18 protein-coding genes are annotated in these 15897 nt (G+C 40.0%); 8 read left to right on the top strand and 10 right to left on the bottom strand.

All coding sequences use genetic code 11. From position 1 onward, the window contains the following. Window positions 1–27: 27 nt before the first annotated feature. The 4 genes from FTU34_RS03745 to FTU34_RS03730 all read right to left on the bottom strand — a co-directional run bounded on the left by FTU34_RS03745 (window position 28) and on the right by FTU34_RS03730 (window position 3932). Complete coding sequence (locus FTU34_RS03745) at window positions 28–471, bottom strand: GNAT family N-acetyltransferase (protein ID WP_373686466.1); 444 nt, start codon at window positions 469–471, stop codon at window positions 28–30. Between the two features lie 187 nt (window positions 472–658). Beyond that, entirely contained in the window at window positions 659–874 is a 216-nt protein-coding gene (locus FTU34_RS03740) for a hypothetical protein (protein ID WP_078188774.1), read from the bottom strand. Window positions 875–1056: 182 nt separating this feature from the next. Beyond that, complete coding sequence (tkt, locus tag FTU34_RS03735) at window positions 1057–3045, bottom strand: transketolase (RefSeq protein WP_180034761.1); 1989 nt, start codon at window positions 3043–3045, stop codon at window positions 1057–1059. 461 nt (window positions 3046–3506) lie between these two features. After that, window positions 3507–3932, bottom strand: coding sequence for a pilin (locus tag FTU34_RS03730; RefSeq protein WP_180034760.1), 426 nt, complete (start codon window positions 3930–3932; stop codon window positions 3507–3509). Window positions 3933–4377: 445 nt separating this feature from the next. Between FTU34_RS03730 and metK the strand changes: the two genes are divergently transcribed. From metK to FTU34_RS03705, 5 genes are all read left to right on the top strand, one after another. Then, window positions 4378–5544: a methionine adenosyltransferase gene (metK, locus tag FTU34_RS03725; protein WP_078188779.1), complete on the top strand. Its 1167-nt coding sequence runs from the start codon at window positions 4378–4380 to the stop codon at window positions 5542–5544. 169 nt (window positions 5545–5713) lie between these two features. Beyond that, complete coding sequence (locus FTU34_RS03720) at window positions 5714–6154, top strand: SMI1/KNR4 family protein (protein WP_180034759.1); 441 nt, start codon at window positions 5714–5716, stop codon at window positions 6152–6154. Window positions 6155–6305: 151 nt separating this feature from the next. Further along, a complete protein-coding gene (locus FTU34_RS03715; RefSeq protein WP_180034758.1) occupies window positions 6306–6650 on the top strand; it encodes a hypothetical protein in 345 nt (114 codons plus the stop codon). Between the two features lie 145 nt (window positions 6651–6795). Beyond that, window positions 6796–7497: a VIT family protein gene (locus tag FTU34_RS03710; protein ID WP_180034757.1), complete on the top strand. Its 702-nt coding sequence runs from the start codon at window positions 6796–6798 to the stop codon at window positions 7495–7497. A 136-nt stretch (window positions 7498–7633) separates the two neighbouring features. Further along, a complete protein-coding gene (locus FTU34_RS03705; protein WP_180034756.1) occupies window positions 7634–8845 on the top strand; it encodes a YeeE/YedE family protein in 1212 nt (403 codons plus the stop codon). Window positions 8846–8882: 37 nt separating this feature from the next. Here the strand turns inward: FTU34_RS03705 and FTU34_RS03700 are convergent, their stop codons facing one another. The 3 genes from FTU34_RS03700 to FTU34_RS03690 all read right to left on the bottom strand — a co-directional run bounded on the left by FTU34_RS03700 (window position 8883) and on the right by FTU34_RS03690 (window position 11518). Further along, window positions 8883–9404, bottom strand: coding sequence for a hypothetical protein (locus tag FTU34_RS03700; protein WP_180034755.1), 522 nt, complete (start codon window positions 9402–9404; stop codon window positions 8883–8885). A 65-nt stretch (window positions 9405–9469) separates the two neighbouring features. Then, window positions 9470–10249 carry a TIGR03915 family putative DNA repair protein gene (locus FTU34_RS03695; protein WP_180034754.1) on the bottom strand — a complete coding sequence of 260 codons (780 nt, stop codon included), beginning with the start codon at window positions 10247–10249 and terminating at the stop codon, window positions 9470–9472. A gap of 9 nt (window positions 10250–10258) precedes the next feature. Beyond that, a complete protein-coding gene (locus FTU34_RS03690) occupies window positions 10259–11518 on the bottom strand; it encodes a putative DNA modification/repair radical SAM protein (RefSeq protein WP_180034753.1) in 1260 nt (419 codons plus the stop codon). 214 nt (window positions 11519–11732) lie between these two features. Between FTU34_RS03690 and FTU34_RS03685 the strand changes: the two genes are divergently transcribed. Further along, the gene (locus tag FTU34_RS03685) at window positions 11733–12776 is read left to right on the top strand and encodes a nitronate monooxygenase family protein (RefSeq protein ID WP_180003826.1); all 1044 of its coding nucleotides are present in this window, start codon (window positions 11733–11735) and stop codon (window positions 12774–12776) included. A gap of 155 nt (window positions 12777–12931) precedes the next feature. Here the strand turns inward: FTU34_RS03685 and dusB are convergent, their stop codons facing one another. Next, entirely contained in the window at window positions 12932–13936 is a 1005-nt protein-coding gene (dusB, locus tag FTU34_RS03680; RefSeq protein WP_373686472.1) for a tRNA dihydrouridine synthase DusB, read from the bottom strand. Window positions 13937–14410: 474 nt separating this feature from the next. Here dusB and FTU34_RS03675 point away from each other — a divergent pair, with 474 nt between their 5' ends. After that, window positions 14411–14785 (top strand): hypothetical protein, encoded by a 375-nt coding sequence (locus FTU34_RS03675; RefSeq protein WP_180034751.1) that lies wholly within the window; start codon window positions 14411–14413, stop codon window positions 14783–14785. Between the two features lie 317 nt (window positions 14786–15102). Further along, entirely contained in the window at window positions 15103–15273 is a 171-nt protein-coding gene (locus FTU34_RS03670; protein ID WP_180034750.1) for a hypothetical protein, read from the top strand. A gap of 92 nt (window positions 15274–15365) precedes the next feature. On the opposite strand, the gene FTU34_RS03665 is transcribed toward FTU34_RS03670, so the two are convergent. Next, entirely contained in the window at window positions 15366–15581 is a 216-nt protein-coding gene (locus FTU34_RS03665) for an acyl-CoA thioesterase (protein ID WP_249748744.1), read from the bottom strand. Window positions 15582–15696: 115 nt separating this feature from the next. After that, the gene (locus FTU34_RS03660) at window positions 15697–15879 is read right to left on the bottom strand and encodes a hypothetical protein (RefSeq protein WP_078193584.1); all 183 of its coding nucleotides are present in this window, start codon (window positions 15877–15879) and stop codon (window positions 15697–15699) included. Window positions 15880–15897 lie beyond the last annotated feature (18 nt).

Genomic DNA, 15897 nt, shown 5'->3' with positions numbered 1-15897 from the left:
TGATTTGGAATAGCCTTTTAGGCTGCATTAGTGACAGCTGTATTGGATAAATCCGGTTTTTCTCGCGATTTGATCATACAGCTTTTGCGCAGTTTCATTGTCCTGATGCGTAAGCCAATACACACGGTCACACTGCCGCTGATCACAATACTCTTTCACTTTCGCGATCAGCGCTCTGCCAATGCCCTGCCCGCGATAATCCTCAATGGTATATAAGTCCTGCAAATAGGCATAAGGCTGCAATGTCCAGCAGCTCTCATGTTCAATGACATGCACGATCCCAACCACTTGATGTTCAATTACGGCTGCAAAGCCATACATATGTTCGCACTCAGCAGCATGTAACCTGTGCCACGTTCGCTCATTCACCTCATCTGCCACCTGACTTTTATAAAATTCTAAATACAGCTCCCAAAGCGGCTGCCATTGGCTTTTTGAAATTTCAGTTAAATTTTTAATTTGTATTTGCACGTTCAATGGCTTTTTTAAATGATCACTGGATTTTTATAATTGAAATAAAGCTTTTTATGTTGAAAACACTGTATTTTATGCGCTCTTTTTAAACATGATGAGTCTTGAAAGGACGTTTTCTTATCTGTTTTATAAATACAATAGACAAATAAAAAGCCCGAAGATTCGGACTTTTTAACCATTCAGCTTATAGCTTTTCAACCAAGATCCGATCTACCTGCTTTAAACCTGTATGCTTTTCATGGTTCTTACGACGAATCTTAATCACTTTGTCTTCTTGCAAATCTTGCAACATCAACTCTACTGCAACCATGGCTTCAAGCTCTAAGTCTGTGCCAATCCATTTCTGTTCACCAGCATCCATCAGTACAATTTCATCATTTATCTGATCATAAAGGCTCATCGTTTCCTCACTTGGGGCAACATTGCACCCGTGGCTGAATACTGCATGAATGAATTAATTTTAAACCAATGCTTTAATTCATTCGTTACAAATCGTTATTTCACAATTAAAAATAAATTTAATCTCTGCAATAAAAAACGCCCCTTCTCTGGGGCGTCTTTATTACGGTTAGTCTTTACAGATTAAGCGGTAATTTCTTTCACAGCAGCAACAACAGCATCAGCAGTAATACCAAAGTGTTGGTACAAGTCTTTTGCTGGAGCAGATTCACCGTAAGTCGTCATACCGATTACACGACCATCAAGACCTACAAATTTCCACCAGTAGTCCACATGCGCAGCTTCAACAGCAACACGCGCACGGATCGCAGCTGGAAGAACCGCTTCACGGTAAGCAGCATCTTGTTTTACAAATTCTTCAGCACATGGCATAGAAACAACACGTACGCCTTCAAGCTGTGCGTAAGCATCCATTGCCAATGAAACTTCTGAACCTGTCGCAATGATGATTGCTTTCAATTCACCTTTTTCTTTTGCAAGAACATAACCGCCTTTCGCAACGTCAGCAATTTGATCTGCTGTACGAGTTTGGAATGGCAAGTTTTGACGAGAGAAGATTAATGCTGTAGGGCCTTCTGAACGAAGCAGCGCAGATTTCCAAGAAATAGACGCTTCTACAGTGTCACATGGACGCCAAGTGTTCAGATTTGGTGTACCACGTAAAGATGCAATTTGCTCTACAGGTTGGTGTGTAGGACCATCTTCACCTAGACCAATTGAGTCATGGGTATACACATGAATCACACGCTGTTTCATCAATGCAGACATACGTACTGCATTACGCGCATATTCCATAAACATCAGGAATGTTGCTACATAAGGAACGAAACCGCCATGAAGTGCAACACCGTTAGCAATCGCAGTCATACCGAATTCACGTACGCCGTAATGAACGTAGTTACCCGCTGGGTTAGATTCAACGCCTTCTGCGCCTTTCCATAAAGTCAGGTTAGAGCCTGCAAGGTCAGCAGAACCACCTAGAATTTCTGGAAGCTGTGGTGCAAATGCTTGAATGGCATTTTGGCTCGCTTTACGAGTAGCGATTGTTTCAGCTTTAGCATTTACTTCAGCAATATAAGCATCCGCTTTTGCTGCGAAGTCAGCAGGAAGGTCACCAGAAAGACGACGTTTTAGTTCAGCTGCTTCTGCTGGATATTTAGCAGCATAAGCAGCAAATGTGTCGTTCCAAGCAGATTCAGAAGCAGTACCTTTGGCTTTTGCATCCCAAGCTGCATAAACATCAGCAGGAATTTCAAATGGACCTTCTGTCCAGCCCAAAGCTTCACGAGTTAAAGCGATTTCATCATTACCAAGCGGCGCACCGTGGCAATCTTCTTTACCTTGTTTGTTTGGTGAACCTAAACCAATAATAGTTTTACAGATAATTAAGGTTGGTTTCGCAGTTTCAGCTTTTGCTTCAACAGTTGCCGCACGGATTGCGTCTGCATCATGGCCGTCCACTTTAAGTACTTGCCAGCCGTATGCCAAGAAACGCTGTTCTGTGTCGTCAGAGAACCAACCTTCTACTTCACCATCAATTGAAATGCCGTTGTCATCGTAGTAAACAACTAATTTACCCAGACCCAAAGTACCAGCCAATGAACATGCTTCGTGAGAAACACCTTCCATTAAACAGCCATCACCTAAGAAACAGTAAGTGTTGTGATCTACAACCGTAATGTCTTCTTTGTTGAATTGAGCCGCTAAAGTTTTTTCAGCAAGTGCAAAACCTACAGCGTTCGCAATACCTTGACCCAATGGACCAGTCGTTGTTTCGATACCCGGTGCATAGCCCAATTCTGGGTGACCTGGCGTTTTAGAATGCAATTGACGGAATGATTTCAAATCTTCAATAGACAGGTCATAACCTGTTAAGTGCAATAGCGCATATTGCAACATAGAGCCATGGCCGTTTGACAATACGAAACGGTCACGGTTTGCCCATTGTGGGTTTGCAGGGTTGTGGTTGAGGAATTCACGCCATACCACATCAGCAATATCTGCCATCCCCATTGGAGCACCTGGATGTCCTGAATTTGCTTTTTGCACAGCATCCATTGCCAATACACGAATTGCGTTTGCAATACGACGATCGTTAAGCGGGGTTGTCATAGGTCAGAGTCCAAACAAATGGTTTAAAAGAGTAAGATGAATAAGAATTCAAAGATGCGCATATTGTCTTAAAAAAAGCGGAATGGGTAAAGCCTCAGGGGCAAATTTTCGCTAATTATTCCTGCACCACCTGTATTTTGGGCGCTTATTGCACAATTTCAAGCCTATGCATGTCGTTTATTTTGTATACAGTGACGCTTTTATATGGCGAATCAATGACAGCGCAATGCATATTTAGAGTTTAGTGGCGAAAGCAAACGCTTCGTAATTGATAAAAGTCCAATACATCGAATGGAAATTGTGAATATAAATAGCAGCCAAAGACGATCCAGATAAATGACCATTAGAAATATGAAATATATTCAATAAAGAACCTATGAATGTTTGTGAAACTCTAAGAGCATACTCATCCCTGTGAAATCAGCACTGATCCAATATACTCACGGTTTCACATTCAATATTTATATACCACGACATGTAGCAGGTAAGTTTCGCTGCGAAATATCATCCGATTGACAATTCCAAGCACCATTTAAACCATCTGGAATATTAAAATAAATCTGCTTTGAGCGAAGAGCAAAATTGACATCTGTTGATTTAAACGTAAAAACCACTGAACACGTTCCTGCCACATCAGTAATTTCACTACTTGCAATAAACTTGGTACTGATACTTTCATTCAGCGCTGTATTCAAATCTACACAGCTTTGTTCCTCTGAATAATTTTCAATCAGTTTCAATTTATAGGGTGAAATTATTGTTAATACTTCAGCTACTTGCGCCCGAGCGACATAGCCATTGTAAGATACAGTAGCAATTGCAGCCAAAATGCCGATAATTGCCACTACCATCATGATTTCAATGAGTGTAAAACCAGACTGTTTCATTACGTTTCCCCATTCAACGTAATGACAAATAGGCAATTTGCGTACCAAGTCTCAAAAGCGCGTACTTATTGTGTTTTATTTTTCAAATTAAACGAATAATTGTCGTTTACAGTCATATTCTGGCAGTTCATGACATTCATTATTGATAAATCTCAGGATATTGATTTGATTTTTTCTTATAATTGATTCACTTAAAATGCCACTTTAGGCATTTTAACGCCTAATCACATTGTTGCTTGTGCCAAAACAAAAATATCTCAATTTTATCTCATCATAAAAAATTAAATTGATAAATCCATAGCTCATATCAATTTTTTAGATGCCTATATCAATTAAAAAGTCATTGAAATGAATTAATTTCATCCAATTTGGTCATGTTAAGCTAGTCCTAAACGCTTTCTCGATGTAACATATTGCGTCTTTAAATTTAACTGTGATAGGACTTATGCGCGAGTACGCTGTATTTACCTCGGAATCTGTAAGCGAAGGCCATCCGGATAAAATGGCTGACCAAATCAGTGATGCTATTTTGGATGCAATCTTAAAAGAAGACCCATATGCACGGGTTGCTTGTGAAACGCTTGTAAAAACGGGTGCGGTTGTACTTGCCGGTGAAATCACAACAACTGCAAATGTTGACTTTGAAGCGATTGTTCGTAATACCGTAAATGGTATCGGATACCACCATTCAGATCTTGGCTTTGATGGTTCAACTTGTGCCGTGATCAACATGATCGGTAAACAATCACCTGAAATTGCTCAAGGTGTAGACCGTCAAAAACCTGAAGATCAAGGTGCGGGCGACCAAGGTTTAATGTTTGGTTATGCAAGCCGTGAAACTGATGTGCTTATGCCGGCACCTATTTCATATGCACATCGCTTAATGGAAAAACAAGCTGAACTACGTAAACAAGGCAAACTTGCTTGGTTACGTCCTGATGCAAAAAGCCAAGTAACATTTGCTTATGAAAATGGCATGCCAGTTCGCTTAGACGCAGTTGTACTTTCAACTCAGCACGATCCAAAAATTACCCAAGCTCAATTAAAAGAAGCGGTAATTGAAGAAATCGTGAAAAAAGTGATTCCTGCTGAAATGTTCCATGCAGACACTAAATTCCACATCAACCCAACAGGTATGTTCGTCATTGGCGGCCCTGTAGGTGACTGTGGTTTAACAGGCCGTAAAATCATTGTAGATACTTACGGTGGTATGGCTCGTCACGGTGGTGGTGCGTTCTCTGGTAAAGATCCATCAAAAGTGGACCGTTCTGCTGCTTATGCAGGCCGTTATGTTGCTAAAAACATTGTGGCTGCTGGTCTAGCTGACAAATGTGAAATTCAAGTGTCTTATGCGATTGGTGTTGCAGAACCAACATCTATCTCGATCAACACATTCAATACTGCAAAAGTATCTGAAGATTTGATTATTGCACTTGTACGTGAACACTTTGACTTACGTCCATACGGTATTACTCGTATGTTGAACTTAATCCAACCGATGTACCAACAAACTGCTGCGTATGGTCACTTCGGTCGTGAAGGTTCTGATACCGCATTTACATGGGAAAAAACTGACAAAGTGGAAGCGCTTAAAGCATCTGCTGGTCTTTAATCTTAATAGATTAATTTCCCAAAAAAGCCTGCATTGATTGCAGGCTTTTTTATGGCCCGTATGTCCATAACTAAAACATCTAGGATAAAAATAACGAGTGTAAAAAATATTGACTAAAATTTACGCCTAGCTTATTCATAAAACACCAAAATAATTTAAGAACAACATCATGCCCTTTCCATTAGACTTAAAATTTATTACTGCAACTGAAGAACAATTAGGATTTAAGTTTCCAGAAAAATATAAAGCCAAAATGCAAATTGAAAATGGTGGCGAATTCGGCATTAGCTTTTCTAGTGCGGATGAATTTAAAGATGGTGATGACATCGAAGCTTGGTGGCTTTTTCCCTTCCAAGACACCAGCGATGTGAAAAGATTAAAACGTACAACGAATCATCTAGCTGCAGAACATCAAACTATAAGTGAAATTGAAGACTTCCCTGAAAACAGCATTGCTATTGCGCATAACGGCGATGGCGATTATTTATTGCTGCATACGATAGACGATACACAATTGGGGGAAGAAATATATTTATGGCGCCATGAAGACAGTGAATTTATCTATCTACTTGTTAACTCAATTGAAGAATTATTTACTCAAAACCCTTAACGCCATAAGCAGATATAAAGCCTTTCAAACTACAAAATAAGCTGGATAAAATTACACTAAATCAACAATTTTTGATCGATTTTTGAATATTTTTTCAGCTAATATAAATTCAGCCCATGCTACGGGCATAACAAAAAAAGGAAAGATCAAAATGAATAAATTACTTGTTGCTTTAGGTTTGGCTGCAACTGTTGCACTTGTTGGCTGTAATAAAGACAAAGCGCCAGAAACAGGTGCAACAACTGGTGAACACCTAGAAAACGCTGCTGATCAAGCAGGCCATGACATCACTGATGCAACTTCAGATGCGGCAACTGCGACAGCTACTGCTGTTGATAATGCTGCAACTGCAACTGCGACAGCAGCCGAAAATGCTGCAGAAAATGCTGAAGCTGCTGCACACAATGCCAAAGAAGCAGCTAAAGACGCAACTGCTGCAACAGCAGGTGCTGTTGAACAAGGTGCAGCTGACGTGAAAGAAAAAGCGCAGCAATAAGCATTTTATAAAAAAGCACCTTCGGGTGCTTTTTTTACATCTGTATTTTATTCAACTTACTGTTTCAATCTATTTTTAACTTGAAATTTAACCGATGTCAGGTCAATCTTATGAGGTCATATAAATAACAAACTTAGAGAAAATAATGTCTTACTCACATCATGCCGAAAAACATTTTATGGAACGTACGGGTTGGCTACGTGCATCTGTACTCGGTGCAAATGATGGCATTATCTCCGTCACTAGTTTAATTATGGGCATGGCTGCAAGTGGTGCTTCTAGCCATACCTTACTCATTACCTGCATTGCAGGACTCATATCTGGTGCAACCTCTATGGCGGCGGGCGAATATATCTCTGTGAAATCTCAAGAAGACGTCGAAAAAGCAGATCTTCACATGGAGCATAAAGAACTGCAAAAGAACCCTGAGCTAGAACTTAAAGAACTTACCCAAATTTATATTCAACGTGGTTTAGAGCCTACACTGGCCCATGAAGTCGCAGTCCAATTAACTGCACATGATGCACTTGAAGCCCACGCCCGAGATGAAATTGGAATCCATGACAATACCGCAGCAAAACCCGTTCAAGCAGCGCTATCATCGGCTTTAGCCTTTTCAATTGGTGCACTATTTCCGATGGTTGCGATCTTGATCAGTGCTGACATGCATATTGAAAAAACTGTTATGGCCGTTGGCGTGATTTCCCTAGCACTCCTCGGTGCTTTAGCCAGTTATGCAGCTGGCACTTCTATGTTGAAAGGCAGTCTACGTGTTGCGCTTTGGGGCATTGCAGCCATGCTATTTTCTAGTTGGATTGGTTCTTTATTTAATGTAAATCCAGTTTAATACAAACATTAATCAGTTTTGCAAATATGTTAAATCAATTATACACAGTAATGATTGTGTGATTTTTCAACAATATTCGTTTTTACAATATATAAAAACCGTAAAATAGAGATACATTTTTTAAGCTTTTTTCTCCATGTCTGTTATTGCTGCGCCAGCCAATCGATCCAATGTATCGATTTGGGTGGCTTTTGTTTTATTAATTTTAGGCACCATTGGTACTTATCTGGTTGTGGGCGTTAACCAAGCATTGCTATTTTTAATTGGTGGCGCATTGGGTATGACGCTTTATCATGCGTCTTTTGGTTTTACCTCGAGTTGGCGTGTCTTTATTAAAGAGCGTCGTGGTCGTGGCTTACGCGCACAAATGATCATGTTGGCATTGGCTGTATTACTTTTTTTCCCTGCCTTAGGTGCGGGTGAATTATTTGGCAACCCAGTCAAAGGTAACGTTAATCCTGTTTCAATGTCCGTGATGATCGGTGCCTTTATTTTTGGTATTGGTATGCAACTTGGCGGCGGCTGTGCATCAGGGACCCTGTACACTGTGGGCGCAGGTAGCGCACGTATGATTGTAACGCTAATCTTCTTCTGTACAGGTTCATTGATTGCAACTTCGCATATTCAATGGTGGTTTGACCTTCCCCACTTTGAGCCGATTTCTTTAGTCAAAAGCTTTGGTGTAGTCCCTGCACTGGCATTAAACTTTGTGCTCTTTATATTGATTGCTGCAGCAACAGTTTACTTTGAAAAGAAACGCCATGGTCAGCTTGAGGTTGAGCCGCAAGCAATGCAACACGGCTGGAAACGTTTTCTACGTGGACCATGGCCATTGGTTTGGGGCGGAATTATCCTAACTTTACTGAACTTTGCCACACTCGCACTTGCAGGCCGTCCTTGGGGGGTGACCTCTGCCTTAGCCGTTTGGGCCGCAAAATCAGCAAGTGTTATGGGGATTGATGTTGCATCTTGGGCATATTGGCAGCAACCTGCAAATGCCAAAGCACTCACCGAATCATTATGGTTTGATATCACGTCGATGATGAATTTCGGCATCATGCTCGGTGCCTTACTCGCAGCAAGCCTAGCTGGTAAATTTGCACCAAACTTTAATATCCCAAAACGTTCACTGCTAGCGGCTGTGATCGGTGGTTTGATGTTGGGTTACGGCGCACGTTTAGCATACGGCTGTAATATTGGTGCGTATTTCAGCGGTATTGCTTCAGGTAGTTTACACGGTTGGTTATGGTTAGTATTTGCCTTCATTGGGAACGGTATTGGCGTCAAACTACGTCCAATCTTCTTCCCCGGCGAACGTCCACAAACTGAAAAACTAACAGGCTGCTAATTTCTGTAAATAAAAGCCCCTCAAATGAGGGGCTTTTTTAATCTGTCAGAGCTGCTTTTAGATTACAACCATATTGCATGGTTTCTTGTGCCTGTTTATATGTGGTATAGCGGTTGATAATAAAATCATAAAATTGGTCTGCATTCGCAAATATCTGACTCAAATCTTCATTTGCGGCATTTGGCAGTTTAACGTCTTTCACCAAGGCCAAGTTCACATGTCCGAGATGATACATTTCAGAAAAATAATGATTCATTACTTCGCAATAGGCAATTTTTGAGCTTTTTAAAGCGGTGTTGGCAACAAAATGCTGATTTAAAGTTTTTAAGTTATGAACATCTAAAGCGGATTGATCTGAAAAAGCCATGCTTTCAACTTTTTTCAGTTGGCTAAAATCTATAGCTAGAGTTTGATTTAATTGTTCAAAGCGTTGTTGTAATCCCGCTGTATCGGTAACTTGATAACTTTGCGGATTGAATGTTTTCTTTTCTTGTTCATTTGCAGAACACGCCGTGAGCGTCATTGCCGTCAGAACGGTTGTAACAAGAAATAATTTCATCAAAGTCTCACTTAAACAATCAAAAGCTCGATCATTATGCCCGAAAACAACTAGATGATTCACATTTAAATCGCTTTCTCATTCATATAACGCCAATAACGACGTGGCACATACTGCACATGTAATTTCATATTACGTCGGGCTTCAATATTGACACTTCTAAAATAATCTTTCCAAAGCTGATCATACAAAACCTCATCATCATCCAGTTCGATATTAAAGGATTGACTATGGCCTGATTGTATTTGCCTATCTATGGTTGTGGCATCCATATCCACTTGATGCACCTGTTTTAAATCATAATAAATGCCATAATTGCGCTTTTCATCGTAAATCAGCCAACGTTGATCTTGATAGCGTGATTTAAAATGCCGTTCGATCAAAGGCAATACATTAAAGTCAGGTGAGACTAAACTGATAAACAAGCCATCCTGACATTTTTTAAAGCGCACAAAAGCTTCCATTCGGTGCTTTTCACGCCCCACTTGCTTCGCCCACTGACTCATCCCTAATACATCAGCATGACCATAGTTTTTAGACACATCACGCTGTTGCTGGAACACATAAATCGCAAAATTAAAACAATGTTGAAAAGCCTGCTGCTGCTCGGATAAAAACGCATAATAAAACTGTTTCAAAGCACTTTCAGATGCTTTTAGCTTTAATCCTTGCCATACCCGCTGTGCTTTTTCATCGTGACTAGCCACATCAATGACTTCGGCGAAAAGACCTGCCTGCACTTGCCCATCTGTACAAATCTGAATGTCAAATTGCTTAAATTGAAAGGCCCGAAAAACACAACTTAACAATCCTGTCATCGTGCCATCAAAGACATAAATACTCACGACTGTATCCTAAAAACCTAAGTTCAATTGTGGAGAAATTTGCTGCGTATATTTCGACTGGCCACTTTGCAAAATCTGCTGTCTTATTTGATGAGGCTGTTGTTCACGAATAAATTTAGGTGAATCTTCACAGCGTATAAAGTGCTGCGCCCTATTGTAGGAAATACCCATACGTTTTAATTGGTCGATATGAATTTTACCAAAACGTCGTGCTTGAACAATTTTTTTAGCAGAACGTACACCGATGCCCGGCACACGTAAGATCATTTGATATTCAGCACGATTGATATCCACGGGAAATTGCTCGGGATGACGCAGTGCCCACGCTAATTTAGGGTCAATATCCAATTCTAAATTTGGATGTTCTTCATCGACCAACTCTGTCGCTTCAAATCCATAAAAACGCATTAACCAATCACTTTGATACAGCCGATTTTCTCGTAATAAAGGTGGCGCAGACCCCACAGCTGGCAGCGCACGCTCCTCTTCGTTAATTGGAATATAACCCGAATAATACACACGCTTGAGCTTAAACTCTTTGTAATGACGGTCTGCCATCAGTATGACATCACGGTCAGACTCTTGATGTGCGCCCACCACCATTTGCGTCGTTTGTCCTGCGGGTACAAATTTAGGGACTGTACGTATTATTTTTCGTTCATCGTTGAATTGAATCAAACGATCTCGGACGATACCTAAGTCTTTTTGGACTTCAACATGACTTTTTTCAGGTGCAAATTTTTTTAAACCATCTTCTGTCGGCATTTCCAAATTAATGCTCATACGGTCGACATATAAACCTGCTTCGGTAATGATTTCCTGAGATGCACCCGGAATGGTCTTCAGATGAATATAACCATTAAAATTTTCTTCTAAACGCAGTTTTTTTACCACCTGCAACATACGTTCCATGGTGTAATCCGCCGATTTAAAAATCCCCGAACTTAAAAATAGCCCCTCAATATAGTTCCGACGATAAAAATTCATAGTCAAATCGACCACTTCCTGTACCGTAAATGCTGCGCGCTTTACGTCGTTACTTCGACGGGACACACAATATGCGCAGTCAAAAATACAGACATTGGAAAATAGAATTTTTAATAACGAAACGCAGCGACCATCTTCAGTATAGCTATGGCAAATACCGTTTCCAGTATTACCCAGACCTTTGTCTTTATTTTGGCGCTTACTACCACTCGAAGAACATGAGACATCATATTTGGCAGCATCGGCTAAAATTTGCAGTTTTTCACGGATACGTTCAGACATGGGAGAATTATAAAATTTAAAGTGAATACAGCATTATTTTAAAAGGATCCACCTTAAAAGTCGGGTCATACATCATTACTACGACACGAGGTGTCGCTTAATTTTTAAGTACAGCATTTTGTAGGCTCAAGACCATTTTGATAAGAAATAACGAATATTATTTGCTTAATTTCACTCGCTTGGGCAAAGTATTTAGAGTGATTGGAGTATGCACATGACTTTATTAGAAAAACTTGGCATCAAACACCCTATATTTCTTGCCCCAATGGCAGGTGTTTCTACACCCGAACTTGCTGCAGAAGTGTCAAATCAAGGTGGACTTGGTTCACTGGGTTTAGGTGCAAGCAGTGTTGAGAATGCACGTCAGCAAATATTACAAACTCAAGAACTTACTGACCAACCCTTTCAGGTCAATTTTTTTTGTCATGACACAGTAGAACTCGATGAACAAGTTGCTGCCAAATGGATCATGCAATTTAAATCACGCTTTGCTCAATATAATGCAGAAGCTCCAGAAGCACTGAACTGTATTTATCCAAGCTTTAAAGATAATGACCATTTTCTAAACCTCTTACTGGAAACGCGCCCTAAAGCGGTAAGCTTCCATTTTGGTATTCCACATCCACATCAAATCCAAGCCTTGAAACAAGCGGGTATTTTGACTCTAGTTTCTGCAACCAACTTAGCAGAAGCTAAACTGATCGAAGCTGCAGGCATTGATATCGTGATTGCTCAAGGTATTGAAGCTGGTGGTCACCGCGGCATTTTCAATGAAAACTTTGATAGCAGCGTTAAGACTCGTGATTTGGTTCAGCTCTTGAAACGCCATATTCAATGCCCCGTTGTTGCTGCTGGCGGCATTATGAATGGACATCAGGCCTATCAAATTATGGAGTTGGGTGCAGATGCTGTTCAATTGGGCACTGCTTTTGTGCAATGCAAAACATCAAATGCCAATGAAGCTTATCGCAAAGCATTATTTGATGCACCCATCACGCAGATCACTTCGAGTATTTCAGGCCGCCCTGCTCGTGGCATTATCAATAACTGGCACACAGATATTGACACACCGACTCGCCCGACCGTCCCGGCTTACCCATATAGCTATGATTTAGGCAAACAATTACATGCAGCAGCAAGTAAACATGGCGTACATGAATATGGTGCATTTTGGGCAGGAACCAATGTCTCTCAAATACGTGAATTGGAAGCACCCGACTTGATCAATCAATTGGTTTTAGAAATGCGCTTTAACTAATACTTAGCTCAACGCGTCATTCAATCATGAATGCCTACACTAAAGCCCTCAACATTGAGGGCTTTTTATTATCTACATATTTCAAATCAATCTAACTAGCTTAAATCGACTTACTTTGCATCGAATTGCACAGATCTATTTCGTTTGGCTTTAAGTTATTTGGTTTCAAGCAAATTGACCTGATCAACCTGAACATCACTCATGATCTGACCATGATCAAGTAAGTGATTGAAATAGTCCTCGACGACTTTATATTGATCTGCTGTAGATTCAACTTTATACATATTTTGGCGGAACTCATTACTAGAACGTAAACCTTTGGTGTACCAAGCAATATGCTTGCGTGAAATTCGACAACCTGAATATTCACCATAAAAACCATATAATTCAGACAAGTGTCCAAGCAATACGTCACGAACCTCCATAATACTTGGTGCCGCCATATGCTCACCTGTCGTCAGGTAATGTCCAATTTCACGGAATATCCATGGGCGACCTTGAGCTGCACGGCCAATCATGACTGCATCGGCACCGGTATAATCCAGTACATATTTGGCTTTTTCAGGTGTATCAATATCACCATTGGCAATCACAGGAATATTGATCAACGATTTCACATCTTTAATTAAGCTATAACGCGCCGTATTCAAATACATATCTTCACGTGTACGACCATGAAGTGCCAATGCAGCAATGCCAGCTTCTTCGGCGCGTTTCGCAACGCGCATAATGTTTTCATGACCATTGAGATAGCCCAAACGGGTTTTTAAGGTCACGGGCACATCAACTGCATCAACCACAGCATCTAAAATGCGAGCCACCAAGTCTTCATCTTTGAGCAGCGCGGAACCTGCCAATTTATTACAGACTTTCTTCGCCGGACATCCCATATTAATGTCGACAATTTGTGCACCATTTGCCACTTGATAGCGAGCGGCTTCAGCCAGTTCAGCTGGATCTGATCCTGCAATTTGAGCTGAGATAGGTGCTATTTCACCATCAAAATTCGCACGATAAAGACTCTTTTTACTCATGCGTAAGGTCTTATCTGCCGTCATCATTTCACTGACAGCATGACCTGCGCCAAAGTATTTGCAAAGTGTACGAAATGGGCGATCTGTAACCCCTGCCATAGGTGCCACCCACAGTTTTCTCTCGATGGGACGATCGAATAATTCTTGAATGACAGGATGTTGACTCAATGTTTTAACCTCTAGCTATATTTAGCAAATGATGCGCGAACCACATTCGAAATCTTCCAAGCCACTTTTACAATGCTAAATTCAAATCTATGTTCGCAAAATCAGTTGAGCGTAAAAACGTTTCATGGCAATGATTATGCAATTGAATGATGACAATGAACATCAACATCGTTCAACGCTTAAATTGAGGAATTTGAAGCTTCGGAATTGGACGGCAAATTTGCAATGCGATAGTTTAGTAATTCCAAACAAAAATTTCTACGCTTTTGCTTAAGAGTCGTTGAAACTTATGCATCAGCCATGTAGTTAACACACTATCGATTCAACATCCGACTTTCTGCGTATCTGCCTGCACAGGTGTTACTATACAGGGATACTGCTAAAATCATTGAAAACTTAAATCTATAAATTCACATCAGTGAGTTGAACTTTATGAAAAAATTGAAAATTATCTCTTTTATATTTTTCGCTACCATTCTTACTGCCTGCCAACAACCGAATGACGAGGTGGCTGCAGCTGAAAGCCAAAACGCTGATTTAACAACGGAACAAGCGACTCAACAATTTGAGCAGTCAGATGCGCAAATCAGTCAATACCTTGATGTTTTAGATGCCCCAAGCACATCTATTAAGGAAAAAACACAAGTCTTATGTCATGACTACCCTCATGAATATAAAACTAACTACATGCCTGCCATGCTCAAACTCGCAGCCCAAGACTATACTCAAGATAAAATGTTGAATGATTTGAAGATCGCACAGGACTATTACAAAGAAAAACTCAAAATTGAATGCCCTGTTGAATAACCTCCCTTTCATCATGGCGTCATAATTGTGCGATAAATTGTTATTAAGCGAAAAGTGTGTAAGTTTCGCTGTAATAACAACGTAAAATACACTTCCCGATTTATTCGGGTTTTTCTTTTTTTTTAAAGTCTTTAAAATATTAAACGATATTTGAATGACACATATTATTTTGTGATGGATTTCAAGCTATTGATTTATTGTGATAAATTTTTAGTAAAAGTTCACAATCTAGCCACATAACAACCCATTTTAATTACACTTTTATCATGATTAATACATTAAGTTGTTTTTTCCAAAAATAGACTGAAGATTGAATCATGAAAACTTTAAATAAAGCACTTTTTGCTGCACTTATCTCTGCTGCTACTGCAACTACATTTGCTGCGGAAGAACAAAAAGTTGAAGCTGCTGCATCTGAAGTTCAAACAACTGAAGTTGCTCAAGACGCAACTGAAGCGGCTCCTGCTTCTGAAGCTGTTGCAAAATAATTGAGCAAAAATTTAAAAGCCCACAGTTTGTGTGGTTTTTAAATTCACAGACATTTTATGTTTGTCACAGTATAAAATCACTTTGACATCTATTATTTAAAATATAAACGTTGAATTTGTCGTGCCCGCCGGTTTAAACCTAATATTTCTTTTCTTTGCAAAATATCTTCTTCACAAAATCCCAAGCGCTGGATTAACTCAGGCATTGCTAAGTCTGCATGTTCGATCAACTCGGCATCTTGTTCAGTTGACCAAATAACTTTTGAAGCTGTTAATTTTTGCTGACGTTTTGACCTTCTCATTTGCATAGTATAAAAGACTTTTGGCTAATTCACAAAAAAGCCCACCCGATGTGAGCTTTTTTGCACAGACTGAGTATTCATCATCTATTGGATTGAAATATAAATTTACTGAACGATGATCTTAAAGATTTTCATCCTTTGTGATCATCACTGAGGTTAAAATTGGAACTGCAAAACAAGGTAGTAAGAGTAAGATCCAATATTCCACCATTGGTTTAGCCACAACAAAGTTAATAACGATTGCCCCCAATACCATAACTAACGCAATCAAACCCAAGAAACGACTGAAAAATTTAGCTGGCATAATAATCCCCTTAAAAAA

This window comes from Acinetobacter sp. YH12094, assembly GCF_013419295.1.
In the GTDB taxonomy this organism is placed as follows: Bacteria; Pseudomonadota; Gammaproteobacteria; order Pseudomonadales; family Moraxellaceae; genus Acinetobacter; species Acinetobacter amyesii.
The sequence above is the reverse complement of the archived record's forward strand: the minus strand, read 5'-3'. Positions and strand labels throughout refer to the sequence as shown.

Coding starts and splice junctions, on each gene's coding strand:
- FTU34_RS03740 (WP_078188774.1), bottom strand. CDS start 874: ATGAGCCTTTATGATCAGATAAATGATGAAATTGTACTGATGGATGCT.
- tkt (WP_180034761.1), bottom strand. CDS start 3,045: ATGACAACCCCGCTTAACGATCGTCGTATTGCAAACGCAATTCGTGTA.
- FTU34_RS03730 (WP_180034760.1), bottom strand. CDS start 3,932: ATGAAACAGTCTGGTTTTACACTCATTGAAATCATGATGGTAGTGGCA.
- metK (WP_078188779.1), top strand. CDS start 4,378: ATGCGCGAGTACGCTGTATTTACCTCGGAATCTGTAAGCGAAGGCCAT.
- FTU34_RS03720 (WP_180034759.1), top strand. CDS start 5,714: ATGCCCTTTCCATTAGACTTAAAATTTATTACTGCAACTGAAGAACAA.
- FTU34_RS03715 (WP_180034758.1), top strand. CDS start 6,306: ATGAATAAATTACTTGTTGCTTTAGGTTTGGCTGCAACTGTTGCACTT.
- FTU34_RS03710 (WP_180034757.1), top strand. CDS start 6,796: ATGTCTTACTCACATCATGCCGAAAAACATTTTATGGAACGTACGGGT.
- FTU34_RS03705 (WP_180034756.1), top strand. CDS start 7,634: ATGTCTGTTATTGCTGCGCCAGCCAATCGATCCAATGTATCGATTTGG.
- FTU34_RS03700 (WP_180034755.1), bottom strand. CDS start 9,404: ATGAAATTATTTCTTGTTACAACCGTTCTGACGGCAATGACGCTCACG.
- FTU34_RS03690 (WP_180034753.1), bottom strand. CDS start 11,518: ATGTCTGAACGTATCCGTGAAAAACTGCAAATTTTAGCCGATGCTGCC.
- FTU34_RS03685 (WP_180003826.1), top strand. CDS start 11,733: ATGACTTTATTAGAAAAACTTGGCATCAAACACCCTATATTTCTTGCC.
- FTU34_RS03675 (WP_180034751.1), top strand. CDS start 14,411: ATGAAAAAATTGAAAATTATCTCTTTTATATTTTTCGCTACCATTCTT.
- FTU34_RS03670 (WP_180034750.1), top strand. CDS start 15,103: ATGAAAACTTTAAATAAAGCACTTTTTGCTGCACTTATCTCTGCTGCT.
- FTU34_RS03665 (WP_249748744.1), bottom strand. CDS start 15,581: ATGCAAATGAGAAGGTCAAAACGTCAGCAAAAATTAACAGCTTCAAAA.
- FTU34_RS03660 (WP_078193584.1), bottom strand. CDS start 15,879: ATGCCAGCTAAATTTTTCAGTCGTTTCTTGGGTTTGATTGCGTTAGTT.